The sequence below is a fragment of the Georgenia halophila genome (genome assembly GCF_039541595.1).
Window position 1 is genome coordinate 560,242 of the sequence record NZ_BAABGN010000002.1, and the last position, 23,284, is coordinate 583,525.

The 23,284-nt window shown below is 71.2% G+C and carries 20 protein-coding genes and 1 pseudogene; 11 read left to right on the top strand and 10 right to left on the bottom strand.

The features are described 5' to 3' along the window. Positions 1-106: 106 nt before the first annotated feature. The gene (locus ABD907_RS04065; protein ID WP_345215193.1) at positions 107-1,306 is read right to left on the bottom strand and encodes a hypothetical protein; all 1,200 of its coding nucleotides are present in this window, start codon (positions 1,304-1,306) and stop codon (positions 107-109) included. A 50-nt stretch (positions 1,307-1,356) separates the two neighbouring features. Next, the gene (locus ABD907_RS04070; protein ID WP_345215194.1) at positions 1,357-1,935 is read right to left on the bottom strand and encodes an RNA polymerase sigma factor; all 579 of its coding nucleotides are present in this window, start codon (positions 1,933-1,935) and stop codon (positions 1,357-1,359) included. 216 nt (positions 1,936-2,151) lie between these two features. Here ABD907_RS04070 and ABD907_RS04075 point away from each other — a divergent pair. Further along, positions 2,152-2,352 (top strand): annotated as a pseudogene (locus ABD907_RS04075) (helix-turn-helix domain-containing protein); the annotation flags it as partial. 66 nt (positions 2,353-2,418) lie between these two features. On the opposite strand, the gene ABD907_RS04080 reads toward ABD907_RS04075, so the two are convergent. Next, a complete protein-coding gene (locus ABD907_RS04080; protein WP_345215195.1) occupies positions 2,419-4,653 on the bottom strand; it encodes a hypothetical protein in 2,235 nt (744 codons plus the stop codon). A gap of 41 nt (positions 4,654-4,694) precedes the next feature. Next, positions 4,695-5,309, bottom strand: coding sequence for a TetR/AcrR family transcriptional regulator (locus tag ABD907_RS04085; protein WP_345215196.1), 615 nt, complete (start codon positions 5,307-5,309; stop codon positions 4,695-4,697). Positions 5,310-5,812: 503 nt separating this feature from the next. Here ABD907_RS04085 and ABD907_RS04090 point away from each other — a divergent pair. Both ABD907_RS04090 and ABD907_RS04095 read left to right on the top strand, forming a co-directional pair. Next, positions 5,813-5,968, top strand: a complete 156-nt coding sequence (locus ABD907_RS04090) for a hypothetical protein (protein WP_345215197.1) — start codon at positions 5,813-5,815, stop codon at positions 5,966-5,968. 1,378 nt (positions 5,969-7,346) lie between these two features. Further along, entirely contained in the window at positions 7,347-7,760 is a 414-nt protein-coding gene (locus ABD907_RS04095; protein ID WP_345215198.1) for a hypothetical protein, read from the top strand. A gap of 586 nt (positions 7,761-8,346) precedes the next feature. On the opposite strand, the gene ABD907_RS04100 is transcribed toward ABD907_RS04095, so the two are convergent. Further along, positions 8,347-8,883, bottom strand: a complete 537-nt coding sequence (locus tag ABD907_RS04100) for a hypothetical protein (RefSeq protein ID WP_345215199.1) — start codon at positions 8,881-8,883, stop codon at positions 8,347-8,349. A gap of 303 nt (positions 8,884-9,186) precedes the next feature. Here ABD907_RS04100 and ABD907_RS04105 point away from each other — a divergent pair, with 303 nt between their 5' ends. Next, entirely contained in the window at positions 9,187-10,182 is a 996-nt protein-coding gene (locus ABD907_RS04105) for an HhH-GPD family protein (RefSeq protein WP_425555678.1), read from the top strand. Further along, positions 10,179-10,589: a hypothetical protein gene (locus ABD907_RS04110; RefSeq protein WP_345215200.1), complete on the top strand. Its 411-nt coding sequence runs from the start codon at positions 10,179-10,181 to the stop codon at positions 10,587-10,589. The genes ABD907_RS04105 and ABD907_RS04110 overlap by 4 nt, the downstream gene beginning before the upstream one ends. A gap of 69 nt (positions 10,590-10,658) precedes the next feature. On the opposite strand, the gene ABD907_RS04115 is transcribed toward ABD907_RS04110, so the two are convergent. Together ABD907_RS04115 and ABD907_RS04120 are read right to left on the bottom strand one after the other, a co-directional pair. Then, a complete protein-coding gene (locus tag ABD907_RS04115) occupies positions 10,659-11,189 on the bottom strand; it encodes an amino-acid N-acetyltransferase (protein WP_345215201.1) in 531 nt (176 codons plus the stop codon). Between the two features lie 83 nt (positions 11,190-11,272). Further along, a complete protein-coding gene (locus ABD907_RS04120; protein WP_345215202.1) occupies positions 11,273-12,289 on the bottom strand; it encodes a sugar-binding transcriptional regulator in 1,017 nt (338 codons plus the stop codon). 169 nt (positions 12,290-12,458) lie between these two features. On the opposite strand from ABD907_RS04120, the gene ABD907_RS04125 reads away from it, so the two are divergent. The 4 genes from ABD907_RS04125 to ABD907_RS04140 all read left to right on the top strand — a co-directional run bounded on the left by ABD907_RS04125 (position 12,459) and on the right by ABD907_RS04140 (position 17,748). Next, on the top strand, positions 12,459-14,156 hold the full coding sequence (locus tag ABD907_RS04125; RefSeq protein ID WP_345215433.1) for a glycerol-3-phosphate dehydrogenase/oxidase: 1,698 nt from the start codon (positions 12,459-12,461) through the stop codon (positions 14,154-14,156). 186 nt (positions 14,157-14,342) lie between these two features. Beyond that, entirely contained in the window at positions 14,343-15,098 is a 756-nt protein-coding gene (locus tag ABD907_RS04130) for an MIP/aquaporin family protein (protein WP_345215203.1), read from the top strand. Between the two features lie 72 nt (positions 15,099-15,170). Then, positions 15,171-16,691, top strand: a complete 1,521-nt coding sequence (glpK, locus tag ABD907_RS04135) for a glycerol kinase GlpK (protein ID WP_345215204.1) — start codon at positions 15,171-15,173, stop codon at positions 16,689-16,691. Positions 16,692-16,893: 202 nt separating this feature from the next. Beyond that, positions 16,894-17,748, top strand: coding sequence for an SMP-30/gluconolactonase/LRE family protein (locus ABD907_RS04140; protein ID WP_345215205.1), 855 nt, complete (start codon positions 16,894-16,896; stop codon positions 17,746-17,748). A gap of 28 nt (positions 17,749-17,776) precedes the next feature. Here ABD907_RS04140 and ABD907_RS04145 read toward each other — a convergent pair whose 3' ends face one another. Together ABD907_RS04145 and ABD907_RS04150 are read right to left on the bottom strand one after the other, a co-directional pair. Beyond that, positions 17,777-19,189 (bottom strand): alpha-hydroxy acid oxidase, encoded by a 1,413-nt coding sequence (locus ABD907_RS04145; protein WP_345215206.1) that lies wholly within the window; start codon positions 19,187-19,189, stop codon positions 17,777-17,779. Positions 19,190-19,215: 26 nt separating this feature from the next. Continuing rightward, positions 19,216-19,944, bottom strand: a complete 729-nt coding sequence (locus ABD907_RS04150) for a FadR/GntR family transcriptional regulator (protein ID WP_345215207.1) — start codon at positions 19,942-19,944, stop codon at positions 19,216-19,218. 144 nt (positions 19,945-20,088) lie between these two features. Here ABD907_RS04150 and ABD907_RS04155 point away from each other — a divergent pair, with 144 nt between their 5' ends. Together ABD907_RS04155 and ABD907_RS04160 are read left to right on the top strand one after the other, a co-directional pair. Next, a complete protein-coding gene (locus ABD907_RS04155) occupies positions 20,089-20,748 on the top strand; it encodes an ATP-binding protein (protein ID WP_345215208.1) in 660 nt (219 codons plus the stop codon). Between the two features lie 79 nt (positions 20,749-20,827). Next, positions 20,828-21,718, top strand: coding sequence for a DUF4349 domain-containing protein (locus ABD907_RS04160; protein WP_345215209.1), 891 nt, complete (start codon positions 20,828-20,830; stop codon positions 21,716-21,718). On the opposite strand, the gene lysS is transcribed toward ABD907_RS04160, so the two are convergent. Next, entirely contained in the window at positions 21,705-23,252 is a 1,548-nt protein-coding gene (gene lysS / locus ABD907_RS04165; protein ID WP_425555680.1) for a lysine--tRNA ligase, read from the bottom strand. The two genes, ABD907_RS04160 and lysS, sit on opposite strands and share 14 nt — an antisense overlap. Between the last annotated feature and the right edge of the window lie 32 nt (positions 23,253-23,284).

Consider the following 23,284-nt stretch of genomic DNA (forward strand, 5'->3'; position numbering starts at 1 on the left):
TCTCTAGTCGCGGCCCGTGCCGGCCGGAGTCAGCGTGAGGTGGAGACGGTAGGTCCGCACATCGGTTTGTTCCTGGACTGGTTGACGTGGACCGTCCGGAGGAGTGCTAGTCGCCGGCATGGCGTGCGGGGATGCGGGGATCCTCCGCGGTGACGGCTTCGACGTCGCTTGCGAAGGGGATGATGCCTTCGATCGCACCGCCCCAGGTTCCGCGAAGTACAGCAGTGGTCCCGGGCGCGATCTGCCACCTGACCTCGCCTTCGAGACCGCGCTCACCGGCGGTGGAGAACAATCCCGGTGTGCCGTCGACGTCGATCACCCGGTAGGTCGCTGTCCTGTCCGTGTATGGGTTGTGCAGTGTTCGCGTGCTTGCCCGGGCGGCCCACGGCAGCCGGCGGGTCTCATCCACCGTGAGCGTCATGTGGTCAGGCATCTCGGCGGGCCTGTCTGGGCCGCACCCGGCCGGACATCCAGGATCCTGGAATGAGAAGTCGCCGTAGGCAGCGATCCAACTGTGGCCGGTAGATGAATCCGCAGGCGGATCCGTCATGTCGACGAAGTCGGGCAAGACTTCTGGGAGGGTCGCGACGGCGTTCTGGGCAGCCACGGCTCGTGCGGCCGCTTCCACCTGCGCGGCGGCCATGTTGCTCGCGGTGATGACCCAGTCACCGGCTTCCCCGCTCCAGCTGAGGACGCTCACGTCCTCGAAGATGACACCAGCTCCGGCTTCGTAGGTGGTGATCGTCGCTGGGACTCCACCGAGGTCAACCGCTGTGGTCGATGCGGGGCCGTCAAGCCAAGGGATCGGGCTCACGGCGTCCGGCCCCCAGACCGTGATCGCGGCGCTGAGCGACTGGTCCTCATCGGTACGGACGAAGGACGCTGCGATCGGGGCAGCTTCGGCGCAGACTTCGTCAACTCGCGGTGTCACGAACACCGGGCGAAGGTCGCCGCCGAGGAGGTATCCGACGCCGCCAGCGACGGCCTCGCGGACAGGTACATCCCCAGAGCGTTCGGTGCAGGAAGCATCGGCGGAGGCGGCCGGCACGACGAAGCCGTCGGGACCGGCCGCGACGATCTCACCGAAGTCTCGCTCTCCCGAGACTGAGCCATCCTCGTGCATGACGCTCGCCACAACGAGACCTGCGGCGATCGCGGCAGCGGCTCCAGCGGGGAGCAGCGCGCGATGCTTCCTCCGCGATGGCGGCGGCTGAATTCCGCGTCGCTGAATCGGCCGGCCGCCGATCTCTTCTGCGATCATGCGGTCCAGATCGGCGCGAGCTCCCACCAGGGCGTCGTGGTCCACGGGCCGATCAGCCAGGGTGCGCAGCAGTCGCTCGGGATCCTGGATCGTGCTCATGAGGGCTCCTTCAACGATGTGGCGGGGAAGAGGTCCGTCACAGATGCGGTGGGGTCGTGCAGGTCGGCGCCGGGATCAGCCGCACGCCGGAGCCGCTGGCGCGCTCGGTGAAGTCGGACCTTGAACGTGCCGACCGTGCAACCGGCCACCGCAGCGGCTTGAATCATCGATAGCCCATCCCAGGCCACGAGCAGCAGCGCTTCTCGCTGCCTTCGCGGCAGGCTGCCAAGGGCACGCAGGAGCGCGTCACGCTCAGTAACGAGTACGTCGACGCCAGCCCTGTCATCGGTGAGGCTCGCCAACCTGGCGAGTTCGGACTCGACGGCCCGTTGCCGATAGCGAGACCGGTGATCGGCCAGGATCGTGTTCCGCGCGACAACCAACAACCACGGCAGGCCCTCGCCGGGAATGTCCGCCAGCCGCCGCCAGGCAACGAGAAAGGTCTCCGCGACGACCTCCTGTGCCTGATCGGCTCCGACATGACGCACCGCGTAGGCGTGGACACGTGGGGCATACAGGTCCCACAACGCGGTGAGGCGCTGTCCGGCACCCAGGTCGTCCTCCGGATCGCTCATACCCAGTAGTGCCCCCAATCGCGCGAAGGTTACATCCAGGCGCAGAACCGAACCGACGGAGTTCGCAACTCTGGCCTTGATGCCGCTGCCGGAGCGCCATAGCTGCTGAGGGCGGCTTCAGCTCCCGGCGCCTCCGCCCACGGCACGCGCCTGGACTTCCCCCATAGGGCAACAGCAGTGGAGCTGCAGGCTTAGTACCGGCCGACCTCATCTATGCGTACCCGCGAGGGCATGGCGGTCGCCAAGGCGAAGGGGCGGCTGCGTGGCAAGCAGCCCGAGCTCTCGAAGGCTCAGGAGGCGCACCTGGTGGTCCTGCACCGCGCGGGTGGCCACACCACCGCCGACATCGCCGAGCTGTTCGGTGTCGCACGCTCGACCGTCTACCGAGCTATCCAGCGGGCGGGCGCTACGGGCTGAGGCCCCCGGATTCCTCCCGCACTGACCGGTCCCGGTCGTCTTGCAGGTCCCTGCGACTGAGGCCGGTCAGAGCCGACGCGGTTTCCGTGCGGTGCGCCTTGCTGCTGTCAGGGTCAGTGCGGTTCCCAGGAGTAGCGCGAGCGCGGCCGTAGCAAGTGTGGTGAGGGTGTCGGCGCCGGTCTCTGGCAGCTGGGGGACGCTGGCGGGGGTGACCTCGACGGTGACGGTGTCGGTGAGTGTGTCGGTGGGCGTGTCGACGGTGGCGGTGATCCGGTGGGGGCTTGCCTCGGGGAAGGTGACGGTGAGGCCGTCGATGCTGTCGTCCGGGTGGTCGCTGGCGAGTTCGACGGCCTCGTCGCCGATTTCGACGGGGTTGCCGTAGGTGTCGGTCCCGTCCACGGTGAAGGTGAGCGATCCGCCTTGGTCTACGTTCAGTCCCTCGGGCGCACGCAGCTCGATCGCGGCCAACGGTGCGGCGGTGACGTCCACGGTCGCGGTGGTGGTGACCTCGGGGTCGGTGTCCAGGGCGGCGGTGACGGTGTGACTGCCCGTGGTGGTGAAGGTGACCGTGTCACCGTCGACCTCGGCTCCGGCGTCGGTGTCGGGGGTGTTGATGGTGGTGGTGTCGGTCAGGTCGCCGAGGTCGTTGCCGAACCGGTCGGCGCCGGTGACCGTGTAGGTCACCGACTCGCCCGCGACGACCTGCTCCGTCGATGGCGAGAGCTCGATGGTGGCTGCTGGTGCGGGGGTGACGTCCACGGTCGCGGTGGTGGTGACCTCGGGGTCGGTGTCCAGGGCGGCGGTGAAGGTGTGACTGCCCGTGGTGGTGAACGTGACCGTGTCACCGTCGACCTCGGCTCCGGCGTCGGTGTCGGGGGTGTTGATGGTGGTGGTGTCGGTCAGGTCGCCGAGGTCGTTGCCGAACCGGTCGGTCCCGGTGACCGTGTAGGTCACCGACTCGCCCGCGACGACGTCCTCCGACACCGGCGAGAGCTCGATGGTGGCTGCTGGTGCGGGGGTGATCTCGATGTCGCGGCGGGCCGGGGCGGGTGCGGCGAGGTAGGCGCCGTCGGTGGATCCGAGGTAGGTGGCGCTCACCTCGATGGTGGTGCCCGCGGTGGTGGGGAGTCCGTCGATCGTGGTGGTGGCCGCGCCGTCGTCGTCGACGGCGATGTCGATGGGGTCTTTGCCGTCGATGCTCAAGCGGACCGTGCCGGTGAACGCGACGTCGGGCTGGGTCTCACCGGCGGCGCCGACATCCGCGCTGACCTCGACCTCGCCGTCGGTGGCGGTGATCGAGTCAGGAGCCCGCAGGCTCACCTCGGTCTCCACAGCCGAACGCAACAGCACCGTACGCCAGCCGCCGGCCGCCACGTCGGTGTAGACCATCCCCTCCGGCGGCTCCGGTACGTTCGTCTGCCCGTCGTCGTTGTAGCCGAAGGCTTCGACCTTGCCGTCCGAGCGCAGCAGCACCGTATGGAAGGTGCCGGCGGCGACGTCGGTGTAGACCACGCCCGGCTCGAGGTCCGGCACGTCCGTCCGCCCGTCCCCGTCGTCGTCGCCGAAGGCCACTGCGTTGCCGTCCGAGCGCAGCAGCACCGTATGGTCCTGACCGGCGGCGACGTCGGTGTAGGTCATCCCGGCCGGCGGTTCTGGCACGTCCGTCCGCCCGGCCCGGTCGTAGCCGAAGGCCTTGACTGTCCCGTCCGAGCGCAGCAGCACCGTGTGGAAGGCGCCGGCGGCGACGTCGGTGTAGACCACGCCCGGCTCGAGGTCCGGCACGTCCGTCTGCCCGTCCCGGTTGTAGCCGAAGGCCACGACGTTCCCGTCCGAGCGCAGCAGCACCGTATGGTTCCAGCCGGCGGCGACGTCGGTGTAGGTCATCCCGGCCGGCGGTTCTGGCACGTCCGTCCGCCCGTCCCTGTCGTAGCCGAAGGCCTTGACTGTCCCGTCCGAGCGCAGCAGCACCGTGTGGTAGTCGCCGGCGGCGACGTCGGTGTAGGCCACGCCCGGCTCGAGGTCCGGCACGTCCGTCTGCCCCTCGTCGTAGTCACCGAAGGCCACGACGTTGCCGTCCGAGCGCAGCAGCACCGTATGCGCCCGACCGGCGGCGACGTCGGTGTAGGTCACCCCGGCCGGGAGGTCCGGCACCTCCGTCTCCCCGTACCTGTCGGCGCCGAAGGCGATCGCCGACCCGCCGCGGACGGCCGGCTCGTCGGCAGACGCGCGCGGGCCACCACCTAGGCCGGTCAGCACACCCGCGAGCACGGCCACCACGACAAGCTTGCGGACCCACACCATGAGCGGACATTAGCGGACGAACAGTCCGAAAGACAACGGTGTCAGGGACCCATCCGGTTGCGGTGCGCGAGTTGGGTCAGCTCCTCCACCGAGACGGGTGCCGCGGGCAGAGCCGGGCGCGGGGCGCCCTGCGGCCGCAGGGCATCAAGGACCAGCGCCCGCACCCGAGGGATCAGCACGGATCGTTGCGGGTCGCGGACCCACACCAGGTCCGCGAGCATCCCGGCCAGGGCCGCGACATCGGTGACATCGACGTCCTCGCGGATCTGGCCCGCTGCCTTGGCCGCCTCCACGGCGCCGGTGATCGCCGGTACCGACGCGCTGACCCGCACCTGTTCGGGAAAGACGCGCTGGACCCGGACCCCGACCGCCCGAGCGATCGGGACATCGAGAGAGAACTGGACCACCTGGTCGATGAACGCGACCACCCGCTCATACGGATCCGCAACGTCTGCGAGGGCTTCGCCCGCCTCGTCGACGCGTTCCTGGAACCGGTGATACAGGCCCAGCAGAAGATCTTCCCGCGTGGGGAAGTGCCGGTAGACCGTGCCGATCCCCATCGACAGATCCTCGGCAAGACGATGCAGACTCACCTCGAGCCCCTCGAGCGCGAACACCCGCTCCGCATACTCGAGAATCCGCTCACGATTCGCCAACGCATCCCGACGAGGACGACGCCGCCGAGCCGAGATAGTCATCTCCGGAAGTATGCCGCCACCGCGTCAATCGCGGCGAAGCCAGCACGGCGTGGCCCAGACCGCGGACGGCATGCCGTGTCACGAGTACGGCGACCCGTCCACCCACCCCTTGCGCCGCACGCGGCGCGCGGCATCGATGGCTAACCGCCACCAAAAGCTCACGCCCGTCCTCAGCGCAGGAACCGCGCCGGGCCACTTGACGACCAGCCACCGCCCACGGAGTGCGAGGCGGACAACCCGCTGCGCACGGAGGACCCGACGTCGGAGCCGCCGGCGCCACCGGAGCTTCCCGACACGGGTTGACGCGGGGCGTCCGTAGTGGTCCACGAGGGCATGGCTGTCGCCATCGGCTCGTCTTGTGCCTCCCCGCGCTCACACCTTGCCGTACCGCACCGGGGTGTGTGGGGTCGTCGGCCCGGCGCGGAACCATGTGCAGTCTTACCGTTGTTCCGACGCCCGGGTTGCGCGTCCAGAAGGGCGCCCTCGCTCACGTTCTGGGCGCCGCGATAGCGCTGGTCGCCGCTGTCGGCGTGGTCGTGCTCGGCCTCTTCGACGAGTCGGCGGACGGCGGCCCGGTCGGCGCCGGCCGCGTCGACGTCGATCCCGTATCTGGTTGAAGCGTCTGCGGGGACTCCAAGCCGGGCCGGCCTCTTGTTGGAACTAAGCCGCCCAGGCTGGTGCGCGGGGTGGCGCCAGGCAAGTGCCGGGTGCGTCAGGTGCGGTAGATCGGGAGAGCACCCGGCGCACACAGGTTGGAGAGATCGTGGCGACAAAGGAGCAACTCCAGCGGTCAACGCGGATGGTCGATGACGCTGTGGCAGTGCTCGGGCCCGCCCTCCTGCGGTCGAACCGTACACGCCACCCGCCCTGGCGCGCGCCGTGCAGGCCGAGCACAACCTCTACACCCGCATCGACGCCGAGTTCGGTCTCCTCAGCGCGGCCGAGGCCAGCCGGCGACTGGGTCGCAGTCAAGTATGCCCCGCAACCTCGCCACCAAGAAGCACCGGGCCGATCATCAAGAAGCACCGGGCCGATCATCTGGTCGCGGTCCGCCGCGGCCACGAGACCCTGTACCCGAGGTTCCAGTTCACCAACGACAGGCAGGCCCTTCCAGTGATCGCGGAGCTGTCCGTCTTGGCCGCCGAGCGTGGCTGTTCCGAGACCGGAGTGGTGCAGTGGATGTGCGGGCCGACCACCTACTTGGGTCGGAAGCGGCCGGTGGATCTGCTGGCCACTCATCCCGGCCGGGTGGTGCACGGCAGGGGTGGGGCGTCGATTGGTGGCCCTGGCGCCGCCGTCACCACTGGATCTAGGGGGATCGGTGCGAGGACGTGTTCACCGTGGACGTCAAGTTCGCTCGGGTCTTCGCCACGGGCGCGGACCTGAACTGGCTGATCGAGCTGGGTGCCCCGTTGGAAGTCGATGTCCTCCCGCCAGGGGTGTGACTCCCCGCGCCGGCGCGGGAGCCACGCCACACCGGCACGGTCCGGGGGTGAGGGCCCGGCCAGGTGACGGTTCAGTGATGGTCTTCGGCGGTTCTCGTCAAGACCGCAGACAGCGCCTGTGCCCGCTCCCTACGGTCCAGACATGACGGCGCCGACCCAAACAAGACCTCGACTCCGATCCGTCCTGCGCGCAGTGAGCGTCTTCATCGGCACACTCATCGGTGGCCTCGCCGCTCTCGCCTTGCTCGGCTGCTTGGCACTGCTCAGCTACCTCGGATGGTCATTCGACCACGACACTGCCCGAGCCGAAGACATCGGCGCCGAGGGAGCACGACTGGCCGAGACGCTGCCGGGCGTAGTCGCCGCCTCCTCGTCACCGGCGTCAACGGGAGACCTGATGACGGGAAGGTAGGTTTACGTCCACGTTGAGATCGGAACCTGGGACCCCGACCCTGTCGCTGCCGTCGCGAGCGAGATTGGTGCTTGGCGCGCAGAGCACGAAAACGTCCATCTCGGACTGAACACGGGCGTCGTCTCCGAGGAGGTATACATGGCGATCTCCGCACGACCATATGAGAACGAGTACCGCATCGGGATCGTCGAGGAGATGCTCATCCGGGACGGCGTCGCCGGCGTGACACTCGAGCCTTTGCGCTCCGAAGGCCCCGGCGACACCTCCAACGGCTCGCTGACGATGAAGCTGCACACCGCTCCCGGTGCCGACAAGCAACGCGTCGAGGCCGCTTGGGCGAGGAACCCACCGACAGTCCGCGTCCGTGACTACGCCCGCGAACGAGAGATCGACAACGACATGGGCGATCCACCTTCACCGCAGTACAGCGAGAGCCGCATCCCGACCGAGATCGTCTCGACAGAAGTGCTCCCGCCCGGCGAACGCCACAACGTCAGGCCAAGCTCCGAGCGGTACATCGATCCGGACGGCCTACTCGGGGAGGGTAGATGACCCCGAGCTGGAGGACATGCTCGAGTCTCTTCGGACGCATGCTGTGGCAGGCGGTTCTGCGGATGCGCCATCCGTTCCCTGGCGTGCGGGTGGCTGTCCCGTCCCAGCTGGGGAACGTCTCCGGACCGGCGCGGCTTGGAAAGTGAGCACGGCCCAGGGCTCGTTTAGCCGAAGAGGCAGCGTGGGCAGAGCTGGCTGCAGTGTCGGTCCTCTGCGATGTGGGGCGGACACGACGGCCAGGTGGCGAACACAAGCACGCTGGCCGTCTTGTTGATGATGGCGGCATAGCCTGCCTCGGGTGGCACGCCCGAAAGAACGCGGCGAATCACCGGGATGAGTCGGTCGTGCCCGCGGACCTGTGCCCAGGCGGCCGCGCTGGGCCACCGGATCGGGGCTCTCCTCGATGCCGAGAAGGATCGCGCCCGGCAGCCAGGCCGCCCGCAGATCGACGGTCCTGATGGACAGGCGCACACGATCGTTGCTCATGACGGGGTGGGGTTCCTGCCGCTGCTGCAACACCTGCTCAGCGCGGGAGAACTGCACCACGGTGACCGGCGGCATGCGACCACCGCCGCGCCCGGGCGCGTCAGAGCGTGAAGGAGGCCTCCGCCGTCGGGAGCCGCGCGCCGTCGAGCGTGGTGGCGACCCGATAGGTGCCGGGCTCCGCGGCCGGCTGCCCGCTCGGGCAACCGGGCTCCGACCGCTGGCCGCTCCACGTCACCGTGTGCTCGGTGGTGTCACCCCCGGCGAGGAGCAGCATGTGCTCCGCCGCGCCGGCCGAGCAGTCGCCGGTGGACCAGATGCGGTCGTCGCCGGAGTGGACCGTCAGCACGAGCGAGGCGGCCCCGGCGTCGACCAGGCAGGGTGTCTCGGAGTCGTTGACTATGGTCAGCGCGAAGTCCGTGGCGCCCGAGCCGGCTCGCGGCGCCATGGCCACGTCCAGGTCGCCGGGGGCGCACCGGTCCGGCCGCGGCGGGAGGGTCTCCTCGTCCTCGGCCGGCGGGCCCTTCCCCGGTTCCGCGTCGGCGAAGAGGTCACCGGCCCAGTTCGAGGCGACGGCGGCGAGCGCGGAGGCGCCCCAGACCGCGCCACCGAGCAGCCCGACCAGCAGGACGAGCGCCACGAGGCGCCGTCGTCGGACGACGGCTCGACCGGGTCGGCGCCGCGGACGAGGCTTGCCGGCCGGTGGCCGACCGCTCCCGCCTGGTGGGCGTCCGCCGCTCCCGCGGGGGGCGCGGCCGCCGAAGCCGGTCCCGGAGGGCCGGGACCTGCTGGTGTCGCGCGTCGTGACCACGCTGGGACGGTACGACGGCGGCGCGCACGCGGCGGGCAGCCCACGCCGTCACGGCTCGAACGAGGCCTCCGAAGTGGCCCCGCCGACCCGCGGGGTTCGGCTCCGCGGGCCGGGGCCGGGCAGACTGGCGGGGTGTCCACCGACGTCGTCACCGACCGAGCCGCGGACCGGCCCGCCGACCGCGGACCCGGACCGGCCGTGCCCATCGACCGCTCGGCGCTCACCGCCGTTCATCGCACGGTGCTCGACTGGTACCAGGCGAACGCCCGGGACCTGCCGTGGCGCCGGCCCGGCACGACGGCGTGGGCCGTGCTGGTCAGCGAGGTCATGCTCCAGCAGACGCCGGTCTCCCGGGTGGAGCCGGCGTGGCGCGCGTGGATGGACCGGTGGCCCGCTCCGGCGGATCTCGCGGCGGCTCCCGCCGCGGAGGTGCTGCGCGCCTGGGACAGGCTGGGGTATCCCCGCCGGGCGCTGCGCCTCCAGGAGTGCGCACGCGCCGTCGTCGACCGGCACGGCGGCGTGGTCCCGGACACCGAGGACGCGCTCCTCGCCCTGCCGGGCATCGGTGCCTACACGGCGGCCGCCGTCGCCGCGTTCACGTACGGGCGCCGCGCCGTGGTGCTCGACACCAACGTCCGCCGCGTCCTCGGCCGGGCGCTGGAGGGCCGTGCGCTGCCCGCGCCGGCGCTGGGCCGTGCCGAGCGCGAACGTGCCGCGGGCTACGTGCCCGAGGACCGCGAGACGTCGGTGCGCTGGAACGTCGGCGTCATGGAGCTCGGCGCCCTGGTGTGCACCGCCCGCTCCCCGCGCTGCGAGCGCTGTCCCCTGCAGACCCGCTGCGCATGGGTGCGTGCCGGACGGCCCGCCGACGCCCACGCCGCCACCCGGCGCAGGCAGGCGTGGCACGGCACCGACCGGCAGGTCCGTGGCCGGATCATGGCGGCGCTGCGAGATGCCCCGGACGGGTGGACCGCCGAGAGCGCGCTGCTGCAGGCGGGCGCCGACGGCGCAGATCCCGCGGCGCTGCCCGATCCTCGGCAGCCGGCCCGGGCGCTGGCCTCGCTGGTCGCCGACGGCCTCGCCGTGCGCGGCGACGACGGGCACCCTTCCCGGTACCGGCTGCCGTGAGCGAGCAGCACAGCGGCCGCGCCGTACGGGCCCTGCGCACCGCGCTGCTGGTCACCGCGGGGGCGTGCGTGGCGCTCGGGATCCTGGGCGCCTCGCTGGTCCTGCTCAGCGGCGCGACGGACCCCTGGCCGGGCCTGACGCTCCTGCTCACCGGGCAGGTGGTCGCGCTCGTGGCAGCCCTGGTAAGCGCCGTCGGGCTGCGGCGGGTGCTGCGCGGCGACGAGCGCGGTGCGGTCACCGCGCGGGTGCGTTCGGCCTACGGTGTGCTGGCGTCGGTGCTCGCGGCGCTGCTCATCGCCGGCGTCACCGGCTGGGTGCTGGTCCGGCCCGACGCCTGGCTCGCGGTGGTGGCGTGCGCGCTGCTGACGGCCCAGCTCGTGGCGGTCCTGCGCTACCTGCGGCGGTGAGCCTGCCCAGGTCGGTACGGCGATGACCAGTCGGCACGCGAATGACCAGTCGCAGGCGGTGGGCGGTGGTCAGAGCTCGAGGAGCATACGGGCGTTGCCGAGGGTGTTGGGCTTGACCCGGGCGAGGTCGAGGAACTCCGCGACGCCGTCGTCGTGCGAGCGCAGCATCTCGCCGTAGACGTCCGTGCCGACCGGGGTGCCGTCGATGACGTCGAACCCGTGGCGCCGGAAGAAGTCCACCTCAAAGGTCAGGCAGAACACCCGTCGCAGCCCGAGGCGGCGGGCACGCTCCAGCAGGGCCTCGAGAAGCTGGTGCCCGATCCCGCGCCCGGACATCTCGGGCGCGACGGCGAGGGTGCGGACCTCGGCGATGTCGTCCCACAGCACGTGCAGCGCGCCGCATCCCACGACCTCGCCGGCCCCGCGGTCCGAGACGTCCTCGCCGACGACGAACTCCTGGACGGACTCGAAATACTCGACCAGCTCCTTGGCGACGAGGATGCGGTGCTCGGCGTAGGGCCGCACCAGCTCGTAGATCGCCCGCACGTCCGCCGGCAGTGCCTGCCTGACGACGATCTCGCTCCCGGCCCGCGTTCCCATCCGGTGATCGTAGAACCCGCGGACCACGACGTTCACCTCCGCGCTCCGCGCCCGGACCGCCGGCGGCGCTCCCGCGAGCCGGCTCAGACGGCCCGGACCGCGTGCCGGTCCCGTCCCTGCGGTCCCCGCGCCGCGCCGTATGACGGCTCGGCAGCACGCTCGATCACGGCACGGGCCGTGGTCTCGTCGATGACGAGGTCCGTGACCGCGCCGGTGCGCAGCGCCCCCAGCAGGGGGCTCACCTTGGCGGTCCCCGCGACGACGCAGATCCGGCGCTCGATCCGCTTGAGCTCGGCCGGCGGCGGCCCGGTGGCCCGGTCGTTGAGGGCGATGTCCGTGTAGCTGCCGTCCTCCCGGAGCAGGACCGTGCACACGTCGCCGACGACGCCGGCCGAGCGCAGGCCGTCCACGTCCTCCGGGTCCAGGTAGCCGGCCGAGTACACGTGCGAGGCGAGCGGCCCGGCGAGCGCTCCGACGCCGAAGAGTGCGATGTCGGCGCGCTCCTGCACGGCACGAACCCGCTGGATCGACCGCTCGCGCCACATCGCGGCCTTCGTGGCCGCGTAGTCGAAGAACGCCGGGACCGGGAAGTGGTGCACGCGGGCGTCGAAAGCCTCGGCCGCCGCCGTCATGATCGAACCGGCGTACGGGATGCCGGACGTCACCGGGTTGGCGGCGCCGTTGAGCTGGACCACGGCACTGCCCGGCGCGCGTCTCGGCGTCAGATGCCCGACGACGGCGGAGACCGTGGTCCCCCACGCCAGGCCGAGCACGGTGCCGGGCTCCATCCAGGTCGAGACCAGCCGGCCGGCGACCTGGGAGACGAGGTCGAGACGGTGGACGTCGGCGGCGCCCTCGCGCACGGCGACCACGTGCGGCCGGACCCCGAAGGTCGCTCGCAGCTCGCGCGAGACGGCGTCCGCGCCGGCGGTGCGGGGCTCCAGCGAGATGTGGACCAGGCCGCTGGTGCGCGCCGACTTGATCAGTCGCGAGACCGTCGACCGGGAGACACCGAGCCGGCGGGCGATGGCGTCCATGGTCTCGTCCTGCAGGTAGTACATCTGTGCCGCGACGTATGCGGCCTCGTCACGTGTCCTCACGACCGCTCAGGTCACCTCCTCTTCTCCGCACGTTCGTGCAGCGCCATTGCGCGAGTGTGCGGGGAGCGCCAGCATAGGCCCAGGTCCCAGCCGGGCCAGGACGACGAGGGAGCGTGCGCCTGTGGGCACTCAGCTGAACGAGAATGGCCGCTCCGCGGCCCTGAAGGCCATGTCCGACGACGAGGGTGTCGACGTCCTCGTGATCGGTGGTGGAGTCACCGGCGCCGGGATCGCGCTCGACGCCGCGACGCGGGGCCTACGGACCGCCGTCGTCGAGATGCAGGACTGGGCGTCCGGCACGTCCTCGCGATCCTCCAAGCTCGTCCACGGCGGCCTGCGCTACCTCTACCAGCTGGACTTCGCCCTCGTGGCGGAGGCCCTGCGCGAGCGGGGCCGCCTGCTGCGCACCATGGCGCCGCACCTGGTGACCGCGCAGCCCTTCCTGTGGCCGTTGAAGACACCCGTGATCGAACGGGCCTACAGCGCCGTCGGCGTCGGCCTGTACGACGCCCTCGCCATCCTCGGCGCCCGGGGACTGTCCGTCCCGGTGCAGAAGCACTACAGCAAGGCGGCAGCGCTGCGGCTCTTCCCCCAGATGAGGCACGACAGCCTCGCCGGGGCCATCCGTTTCTACGACGCCCGCGTCGACGATGCGCGCCTGGTGCTCGCCCTGGTGCGCACCGCCGTCGGGCACGGCGCGCTCGCGGCGTCCCGGACGCAGGTCGTCGACCTCACCAAGGACCCCACCGGACGGGTCACCGGGGCCGTCGTGGCCGACCTCGAGACCGGCGAGGAACGCACGATCCGGGCCCGGCAGGTCATCAACGCCACCGGTGTGTGGACCGAGCAGACGGAGGCGCTGGGCGGAGCGCAGGACGGGCTCGAGGTCCTCGCCTCCAAGGGCGTGCACATCGTGGTCCCGAAGGACCGTGTCCGGGGCGAGACCGGCCTGTTCCTGCGCACCGAGAAGTCCGTGCTCTTCGTCATCCCCTGGCAGCGGTACTGGATCATCGGCACCACCGACACACCGTGGACCGAGTCCCGCCAGCACCCGGTCGCCACGGCGGAGGACGTCGACTACATCCTCGAGCAGGCCAACGCCGTCCTCGACCCCGCGCTGACCCGCGAGGACATCATCGGTGTCTACGCCGGCCTGCGCCCGCTCCTGCAGCCGGGCACCAAGGGCGACGACGGCGGGCAGAGCTCCACGAAGGTCTCCCGCGAGCACACGGTCGCCGAGGTCACCCCCGGCCTGACAGTGATCGCCGGCGGCAAGCTCACCACCTACCGCAAGATGGCCGAGGACGCCGTGGACTTCGCGCTCGGTCCGCGCGCGAGGTCCCTGCCGTCGGTGACCGCCACCACCCCGCTGGTCGGGGCCGCCGGGTTCGCCGCGACCAAGCGGCGCGCCGCCCGGATCGCCGGCTCGCACGGCTGGACCGCCGAGCGGGTGGAGCACCTGCTGCACCGCTACGGCTCCGAGATCTCCACGATCCTCGAGATGATCGACTCCGACCCCGAGCTGGGCCGGCCGCTGCCGAGCGCGGACGCCTACCTCGGCGCCGAGGTGGCGTTCGCCGTCACGCACGAGGGCGCCCTGCACCTGGAGGACATCCTGCTGCACCGGGTGCGACTCAGCTACGAGACCCGGGACCGCGGCGTCTCCGCCCTCGAGGAGATCGCCGCGATCGCGGCACCGCTGCTCGGCTGGGACTCCGCCCGGACCTCGGCGGAGGTCGAGACCTATCGGCGGCAGGCGGACGCGGAGGCGGCGGCCGAGCGGCAGGCCACCGACGCCGCGGCCGAGGACGCCCGCCTCACCGCCGGCGACGTCGTGCCCGTGCGCGACCTGCCGTGGGACACCTGAGCCAGCGGCAGCCGAGGACAAGCACACCGGGAGGAACTCCTGCACCCAAAAACCGCCTGAGTGCACGCCGACGAGGACGTCGTCCTCCCAACTCGCGTACGGACATGACATATCGGTGGCGCCGACCGGCGCCCGGCACAGATCACATCGACGTGACCGGAAAGTGAGTTCGCAGTGGAACTGTCAATGTTCAGCATCTTCCTGTCGGAGGTGATGGGCACCGGCATGCTGACCCTCCTGGGTTGCGGTGTCGTCGCCAACGTCATCCTCCCCAAGACCAAGGGCTTCGACGCCGGCTGGGTCCTGATCACCTTCGGCTGGGGCCTCGCGGTCTTCGCGGGCGTGTACACGGCGTTCAAGACCGGCGCCCACATCAACCCGGCCGTCACCCTCGGGCTCGCCGCGAGCGGCGGCGACCTCTTCGCGGGCAACGAGGACCTCGGCATCGCCGCGATCCCCACCACCTTCACCAACGTGCTCGTCTACCTCGCCGGCGAGATGGTGGGCGCGTTCCTCGGCGCCGTCGTCGTGTACCTGGCGTACAAGCGCCACTTCGACCAGGACGCTCCGGGCGCCATCAAGCTGGCGGTCTTCTCCACCGGCCCCGAGGTGCGCAGCTACGTCTGGAACTTCATCACCGAGGTCATCGGCACCTTCGTCCTCGTCTTCGTCATCCTGATGTTCGGCCCGACGCCGAGCGGGCTCGGTCCGCTGGCCGTCGCATTCCTCGTCGTCAGCATCGGCATGAGCCTCGGCGGGCCCACGGGGTACGCCATCAACCCGGCACGTGACCTCGGACCCCGCATCGCGCACGCCGTCCTGCCCATCAGGGGCAAGGGCCCCAGCGACTGGGCCTACTCCTGGGTGCCCGTGCTCGGTCCGATCGTCGGCGGCGTGCTCGCCGGCGTGGTGGGCAGCGCCTACGGCGGCGACTTCCTCTGACCCCGCACCCGACCTTCACACAGATCGACCGGGCAGCGAACTCCGGTGCCCGGACCATCGGAAAGGAACACCATGGCTGACGCCAACTATGTCCTCGCCATCGACCAGGGCACCACGAGCACCCGGGCTATCGTCTTCGACCACTCCGGGCAGATCGTCGAGTCCGGGCAGATCGAGCACGAGCAGATCCTCCCGAAGGCAGGATGGGTCGAGCACGACGCGGCCGAGATCTGGCGGAACACCCGCGAGGTCGTCGGCCTCGCGCTGACCCGTGCCAACCTGACCCACGAGGACATCGCCGCGGTCGGGATCACCAACCAGCGCGAGACCACCGTCGTGTGGGACAAGAACACCGGCGAACCGGTCTTCAACGCGATCGTCTGGCAGGACACCCGCACGCAGGCGATCGTCGAGGAGCTGGGCGGCTCGGAGGGTCCCGAGAAGTACAAGGCCAAGGTCGGCCTGCCGCTGGCGACGTACTTCTCCGGCCCGAAGATCAAGTGGATCCTGGACAACGTCGACGGCGTCCGCGAGCGCGCCGAGGCCGGCGACCTGCTGTTCGGCAACACCGACTCGTGGCTGGTGTGGAACATGACCGGCGGCACCAACGGCGGCCGGCACGTCACCGACGTCACGAATGCCTCGCGCACCATGCTGATGAACCTCGACTCGCTGACGTGGAACGAGGACATCGCCGCCGACATGGGCATCCCGGTCTCGATGCTGCCCGAGATCCGCTCCTCCTCCGAGGTCTACGGCGAGGGCCGCCGCGGCGGGATGGTCCCGGGCGTGCCGATCGCCGGCATCCTCGGTGACCAGCAGGCGGCCACCTTCGGTCAGGCCTGCTTCGAGGTCGGCATGGCCAAGAACACCTACGGCACCGGCAACTTCATGCTCATCAACACCGGCACGGAGGCCGTGCCCTCGGAGAACGGCCTGCTGACCACGGTGGCGTACAAGATCGGCGACGACGCTCCGATCTACGCCCTCGAGGGCTCCATCGCCGTGACCGGCTCCCTGGTGCAGTGGTTCCGCGACAACCTGGGCATCATCAAGTCGGCCCCGGAGATCGAGGACCTGGCCAAGACGGTCGAGGACAACGGCGGCGCGTACTTCGTGCCGGCGTTCTCCGGCCTGTTCGCGCCGTACTGGAAGGCCGACGCCCGCGGCGCCCTGGTCGGACTGACCCGGTACGTCAACAAGGGGCACCTGGCCCGGGCGGTGCTCGAGGCGACCGGTTTCCAGACCCGCGAGGTCGACGACGCGATGCGGGCCGACTCCGGCGTCGAGCTCAAGGAGCTCAAGGTCGACGGCGGCATGGTCCAGAACGAGACGCTCATGCAGTTCCAGGCCGACATCCTCGGTGTCCCGGTGGTCCGGCCGAAGGTCGCCGAGACGACGGCGCTCGGTGCGGCGTACGCGGCGGGAATCGCCGTCGGGTACTGGAACGGCGAGCAGGACGTCATCGACAACTGGGTCGAGGACAAGCGCTGGGAGCCCCAGATGGAGGAGGAGGAGCGCGAGCGCATCTACCGGCTCTGGAAGAAGGCCGTCACCAAGACGTTCGAGTGGGTCGACGACGACGTGCGGTGACCGCGCCGACGGGCTCGCGAAAATGCCCCGGACCGGGCGGCTGAGTCGATAGCATCAAGGCGTTCAGCAGACGCACATCGCACCGGGGTGTGCGGGACGGTTCCCCAGGCCGTCTTGGACGAGTGCGGACCGGGACGACGGGCCCTTCCACCGAACGCGGTGGGAGGGCCCGTCGGCGTCCGGGCTGTCACACTGGTGCCCCATGAGCACCAGTACTCCCCAGCAGATCACCGACCCGCTCTGCTACCACGGCGAGGGACCGGTGTGGTCCCCCGTCTGGGGCGGGCTGCGGTGGGTCGACATGCTCGCCGGCGACCTGCTGACGCTGCGTGACGACGAGGCCGTGGACCGGCTCCACGTCGGCAGCCGGGTGGCCGCGTTCGTGCGGCCGCGGACGGGCGGCGGCTACGTCGTCGGGCTGGAGCGCGGCCTGGGCCTAGCGGACGACCCGCACGCGGCTCCGACGGCGCTGGACCCGATGTGGACCGACGAGAACCTGCGGATGAACGAGGGCGGCTGTGACCCGGCCGGGAACCTCTACTGCGGCAACATGGCCTACGACCGCACACCCGAGATCGCGAACCTGTACCGGGTCACGGCCGACGGCGACGTCTCTGTCGCGCTCGAGGGCGTCACCACCTCGAACGGCATCGACTTCTCCCCCGACGGCAGCCGTGCCTACTACAACGACACGCACACCGGCGGCACCGACGTCTTCGACGTCGACGAGTCCGGCGAGCTGACGAACCGCCGCCGGTTCCACTCCGCCGACGACGGCCGTGCGGACGGGCTCTGCGTGGACTCTGCCGGCAACGTGTGGGTGGCTCTCAACCGCGTCGGCCGGGTGCGGCTCTACTCCCCCGGCGCCGAGGTCCTCACCGAGATCTCCCTGCCGGTGCGGCTGACGACCGCCTGCACGCTCGGCGGCGAGGATGGTCGAGACCTGTACGTGACGACCTCGCGGGAGAAGCTCGAGGACCCCGAGCCGGAGGCGGGCGCCGTCTTCCGGGTGCGGGTCGACACGCCCGGCAAGGCCGTCCTGCCCTACGCCGGCTGAGCGCGGTGCCCGCGGGCTGAGCCCGCCGTCACCGGTCGCCGCCTCCGGCGGATTCCTCGACGGCCTCGACCGGCGCGGCACCCCGGGTGGACGCCGACGTCGCGGCCCGGCTCTTCGGGCGGGATCTCGTCGCCCTCGTGGTGCCCTTCGCTTCGCCCTCGCGGGGCAGCTCGGGTCGAGGCGCCGTCTCCGCGGCCTCCTCGGCGGACTCCGGGACCGGGACGAGGCGGGCGAGCTGAGTGACATGACGCGGCTCGAGCTCACCGAGGCTCTGCACGCCCAACAGCTTCATCGTGCGAACGATCTCTCCGCGCAGGATCTCGATCATGCGGTCGACACCCGCACGGCCACCGGCCATGAGCCCGTACAGGTACGCGCGACCCACCAGGGCGAAGTCGGCGCCGAGCGCGACCGACGCCACGATGTCGGCGCCGTTCATGATGCCGGTGTCCACCATGATCGCCGTGTCGTCGCCGACCTCCCGGACCACCTTCGGCAGCAGGTGGAACGGGACCGGGGCGCGGTCGAGCTGACGCCCGCCGTGGTTGGACAGCAGGATCCCGTCCACCCCCAGGTCGACGAGCCGCACCGCGTCCGGCACGTTCTGCACGCCCTTGATGACAATCTTGCCCGGCCAGAGCTCGCGGATCACCGCGAGGTCGTCGTAGCTGATCGTCGGGTCCATCGCGGCGTCGAGCAGCTCGCCCACGGTGCCTCCGGTCGACGTCAGCGAGGCGAACTCCAGCTTCGGTGTGGTCAGGAAGTCGAACCACCACCACGGGCGCGGGATCGCGTTGGCGATGGTCTTCAGGCTGATCTGCGGCGGGATCGAGAAGCCGTTTCGCCGGTCGCGGAGCCGCGCGCCCGCCACGGGCGTGTCCACGGTGAAGAAGAGCGTGTCGAAGCCGGCGTCGGCGGCGCGCCGGGTGAGTTCGTACGAGATCTCACGATCGCGCATGACATAGAGCTGGAACCAGTTCCGCCCCGTGGGGTTGGCCGACCGCACGTCTTCGATCGAGGCGGTGCCGAGCGTCGAGAGGGTGAACGGGATGCCAGCCGTCCCGGCGGCGGTCGCCCCCGCGATCTCGCCCTCGGTCTGCATGAGCCGGGTGAAGCCCGTCGGCGCGATGCCGAACGGGAGCGCGCTCGACCCGTCGAGGATCTGCGTCGACGTGTCGACGACCTCGGCGGGGCGCAGCACGTCCGGATGGAACTCCACGTCCTCGAACGCCTGGCGCGCGCGTCGTAGCGAGAGCTCACCCTCGGCGGCACCGTCGGTGTAGTCGAAGGCCGCGGCCGGCGTGCGGCGCCTGGCGATCGTGCGCAGGTCATCGATCGTCAGGGCGGCGGACAATCGCCGCCTCCTGCTGTTCAGGTCGGGCTTCCTGAGCTTCATCAGCTCGAAGACCTCGGCGGGCCTGGGTAACTGGCGCGTGACCATACGACTCCTTCATCGGCGAGTGGTTATCAGTCGTGCACCGGGCGCGTGCGCGCGTAGTAGCCGGTGATGTGGTCCTCGATGCGACGGCGGGCCGACCTCGCGTCGGCGCGGCGAATCGCCTCGAGGATCCCCGCGTGCTCGGCGCGCAGCTGCGCCGCCATCGTCGTCCAGTCCTCGACCGCTGCGGCTCCCTGCTGCACGTACGACTCGATCGCCGTACGCAGACCCGCCATGACGGCGGCGACGACGGTGTTGCCGGAGGCCTCGGCGAGCGTCAGATGGAACTGCGCGTCGAGCGCGAGGAACTCCGGGGGCGTCAGATCCTGCTGCTTCATGGCTTCCAGGAGCTCCTCCGCCTGGCCGAGGTCGGGGGGCGCCGAAGCGAGCGCGCCGACCACGGACGTCTCGAGGAGGACGCGCGTGGCGACGATGTCCTCGAACGGGAGCCCGCGCGCCGCCAGCTGCAGCCGAAGCAGGGTGGACATGCCTCCGCGCGGCGTGGCGATGATCATCGCCCCCGACGTCGGACCCGATCCGGAAGCGGTGCGGACGAGCCCCATGGCCTCGAGCACGCGCAGCGCCTCGCGCACGCTGGACCGGCCCACCCCGAGGTGCGCGGCGAGCTCGCGTTCCCCCGGCAGGCGGTCGCCCGGACCGAGCGTGCCGTCGATGAGGTCCGACTCGATGCGCTCGAGCACGCTCCGCCATGCTCGGCGGGGGGTCGCGGAGGTCGCCGGCACGACGTCGTTCGCCATGGTGTCTCCGCTCCATCCGTGGTCTGACCACGCTACCGCCGCGTGGTCAGACCACGCAACACCGGTCCGGCCCGCCTGGACCGCTCCACCACGGCACACCTAACGTGCCCCCATGCAACACGCGACGCGGTCACCGGACCGGCGGTGACGGCGGATCACCCGGACGACGGTCAGGGCCAGCTCTTCGAGCTAGCGCCCGGGTCGCGGAAGGCCGTCGCGCGGGTCGTGCTGCTCACCGGGCCGTCCGGGTCGGGGAAGACCTCCATGACGCGGCGTCTCGGCCTGCCGGTGGTCTCGCTCGACGACTTCTACCTCGACGGTGACCACCCGGACCTGCCGCACCGCTACGGCATCGTGGACTGGGACGACCCGGCCTCCTGGGACGCCGACGCAGCGGTGGCGGCGCTCGTCGAGCTGGCCACCACCGGCGAGGCCCAGCTGCCGGTCTACGACATCCCCACCAACGCCCGCACCGGCACCACCCGGCTCACCCTCGACGGCTTCCCCGTCTTCGTGGCCGAGGGCATCTTCGCGGCCGAGATCGTGGGCGCCTGCCGCGAGGAAGACATCCTCGGTGACGCCCTGTGCCTGGTGCGCCCGCGAGCGCAGACGTTCTGGTACCGGCTCCTGCGTGACCTCGGCGAGTCCCGCAAGCCGCCGCTGACCCTGGTGCGGCGCGGTCTCGGGCACGCTCGCCGCGAACCGGCGCTCGTCGCGAGCATCGTGGCCAAGGGATGCCGCGCCGTCGACGTCGACGAGGCCGAACGGGCGGTCCGCGCCCTGCTCGCCGGACCGGGCCGCTGAGGTCACACTTTCGGCTCGATCCGGTCTCGATCGGGCCACGACGACCGAACGAGTGCCACCGCGGCCTAGCGTTCGAGCCATGGGTGCACGATTCGCACGGCTCCTGGTGGGCCTGTTCGCCGTCGCGCTGCTCCTCGTGGGTTGCACCGGCGGCGGCGCCGGCGACGACGGTGCCGGCGGCGGCGGGAACGTCGAGGACCCGGGCGCAGGCGGCTTCGCCGCCGAGGAGGCCGCGGCCCAGCAGGAGGAGCAGGGCGACCGCCAGGTGATCACGACGGCGAACGCGACGCTCGTCGTCGGGCAGCCGACCGCCGCGGCGGACGAGATCGTCGGCCTCGCGGAGGCGGCCGGCGGGCACGTCGAGCACCGCACCGAGCACAGGGGTGACGAGGAGCGGTCGACGTCGGCATCGGTGTCGGTGCGGGTCCCGGCGGCGGAGCTGACCGGGCTGCTCGAGGACCTCGAAGACATCGGCGAGGTCACGGACCTGAGCCAGGACGTCCAGGACGTCACGAGGGCCGTGCGCGACCTCGACGCGCGCATCGTCGCGCTGGAGACCTCGGTGGAGCGCCTGCTGGAGATCATGGCCGAGGCCGAGAACGCCTCGGCGCTCATCGAGGCGGAGACGCCCCTCAGCGAGCGGCAGGCCGAGCTGGAGTCGTTGCGGTCCGAGCGGGACTACCTCGCCGACCAGGTGGCGATGTCCACCCTGCGGGTCGAGCTGAGGGCCGACGACGCCCCGACCGTCGAGGCCGACGGCTTCCTCGGTGGGCTGAGCAGCGGGTGGAACGCACTCGTCGCCGCCTTCAGCGGGCTGCTGGTCCTCGTCGGCGTGCTGCTGCCCTGGCTGCTGGTGCTCGGCGTGCCGCTGGTCGCCGTCGTCTGGTTCGTCCGGCGGCGTCGCAGGAGCAGGGCCGCCGGGCCCACCGCGGCGCCGACCGCGCCCGACGCCGAGGTCAGCGCGACTTGACCAGCGGGAACGTGATGGTCTCTCGGATGCCGCGCCCGGTGAGCGCCATCAGCAGCCGGTCGATGCCCATCCCGATCCCGCCGGCGGGCGGCATCCCCTGCTCCATGGCCTCCAGGAAGTCCTCGTCGAGCGTCATGGCCTCCGGGTCGCCGGCCGCCGCCACGAGGGCCTGGGCCTCGAAGCGCTCGCGCTGCACGACGGGGTCGACGAGCTCGGAGTAGCCGGTGGCGAGCTCGACGCCGCGCACGTACAGGTCCCACTTCTCCACGACGCCCGGCACCGACCGGTGCGCCCGCACCAGCGGGGAGGTGTCCACCGGGAAGTCCCGTACGAACGTCGGCGCGTGCAGGGTGCCCGCGACGAGGTGCTCCCACACCTCCTCCACGATCTTCCCGGGCGTGTAGTGCGGGGCGAGCTCGACGCCGACCCGCTCGGCGTGCGCGCGCAGCGTCTCCACCGGTGTCTCGGGCGTGACCTCGGAGCCCAGTGCCTCGGAGAGCGAGGGGTAGAGGCTGATGGCCGTCCACTCGCCGCCGAGGTCGTACTCGGTGCCGTCGTCGAGCGGGACGGTGGTGGAGCCGAAGGCGTCCCGGGCCGCCTGCTGGACGAGGTGCTGGGTCAGCTCGGCCATGGTGTCGTAGGAGCCGTAGGCCTCGTACGCCTCGAGCATCGCGAACTCCGGGCTGTGCGAGGAGTCCGCGCCCTCGTTGCGGAAGTTGCGGTTGATCTCGAAGACCTTCTCCACGCCGCCGACGACGGCGCGCTTGAGGAACAGCTCGGGGGCGATCCGCAGGAACAGGTCGACGTCGTAGGCGTTCATGTGCGTCACGAACGGTCTGGCGGTCGCCCCGCCGGGCTGGACCTGCAGCATGGGCGTCTCGATCTCGAGGAAGTCCCGCTCGTCCAGCGTCCGGCGCAGCGACTTCACGACGGCGGCCCGGGTACGCACCATCTCACGCGCGGCCGGACGCATGATGAGGTCGAGGTGCCGGCGGCGCACCCGCCCCTCCTCGGAGAGGGCGACCTGCTCGCCGCCGGCGGTCTCGTAGGTCTTCGGCAGCGGGCGCAGCGCCTTGGCGGCGAGCCGGTACGAGTCGGCGAAGACGCTCAGCTCGCCGCGCCGCGAGGCGATGACCCGGCCGCGGACGAACAGGTGGTCGCCCAGGTCGACGTCGGTCTTGAACGCGGCGAGCTCGTCCTCGCCGACCTCGGCGCGGGAGAGCATGGCCTGCAGCTGGTTCCCCGCGCCGTCCTGCAGGGTGACGAAGCACAGCTTGCCGGTGTTGCGCAGGTACATCACGCGGCCGGCGACCCCGACCACCGTGTCGGTCTCCTCCCCGGCGGCCAGGTGGCCGAACTGCTCGCGCACCGCCGCGATCGTCGTCGTGATCGGGAGCGTCGTCGGGTACGGGTCGACGCCGGAGGCCAGCAGGCGGCTGCGCTTCTCGGCCCGCACCCGAACCTGTTCGGGGGCGCCGGTGTCCTCGGCGTCGTGGCTGGCGGTCTCGGTCGTCTCAGTGCTCTGCTCGGTCACCGATCAAGGGTAGCCACCGCCGCGCCGCCGGC

Bases quoted from the DNA above. Each gene is read 5' to 3' on its own strand.
- ABD907_RS04145 (WP_345215206.1), bottom strand. From the start codon at position 19,189: ATGGTCACGCGCCAGTTACCCAGGCCCGCCGAGGTCTTCGAGCTGATG.
- ABD907_RS04160 (WP_345215209.1), top strand. From the start codon at position 20,828: ATGGGTGCACGATTCGCACGGCTCCTGGTGGGCCTGTTCGCCGTCGCG.
- ABD907_RS04130 (WP_345215203.1), top strand. From the start codon at position 14,343: ATGTTCAGCATCTTCCTGTCGGAGGTGATGGGCACCGGCATGCTGACC.
- ABD907_RS04125 (WP_345215433.1), top strand. From the start codon at position 12,459: ATGTCCGACGACGAGGGTGTCGACGTCCTCGTGATCGGTGGTGGAGTC.
- ABD907_RS04150 (WP_345215207.1), bottom strand. From the start codon at position 19,944: ATGGCGAACGACGTCGTGCCGGCGACCTCCGCGACCCCCCGCCGAGCA.
- glpK (WP_345215204.1), top strand. From the start codon at position 15,171: ATGGCTGACGCCAACTATGTCCTCGCCATCGACCAGGGCACCACGAGC.
- ABD907_RS04115 (WP_345215201.1), bottom strand. From the start codon at position 11,189: ATGGGAACGCGGGCCGGGAGCGAGATCGTCGTCAGGCAGGCACTGCCG.
- ABD907_RS04140 (WP_345215205.1), top strand. From the start codon at position 16,894: ATGAGCACCAGTACTCCCCAGCAGATCACCGACCCGCTCTGCTACCAC.
- ABD907_RS04095 (WP_345215198.1), top strand. From the start codon at position 7,347: ATGGCGATCTCCGCACGACCATATGAGAACGAGTACCGCATCGGGATC.
- ABD907_RS04080 (WP_345215195.1), bottom strand. From the start codon at position 4,653: ATGGTGTGGGTCCGCAAGCTTGTCGTGGTGGCCGTGCTCGCGGGTGTG.
- ABD907_RS04070 (WP_345215194.1), bottom strand. From the start codon at position 1,935: ATGAGCGATCCGGAGGACGACCTGGGTGCCGGACAGCGCCTCACCGCG.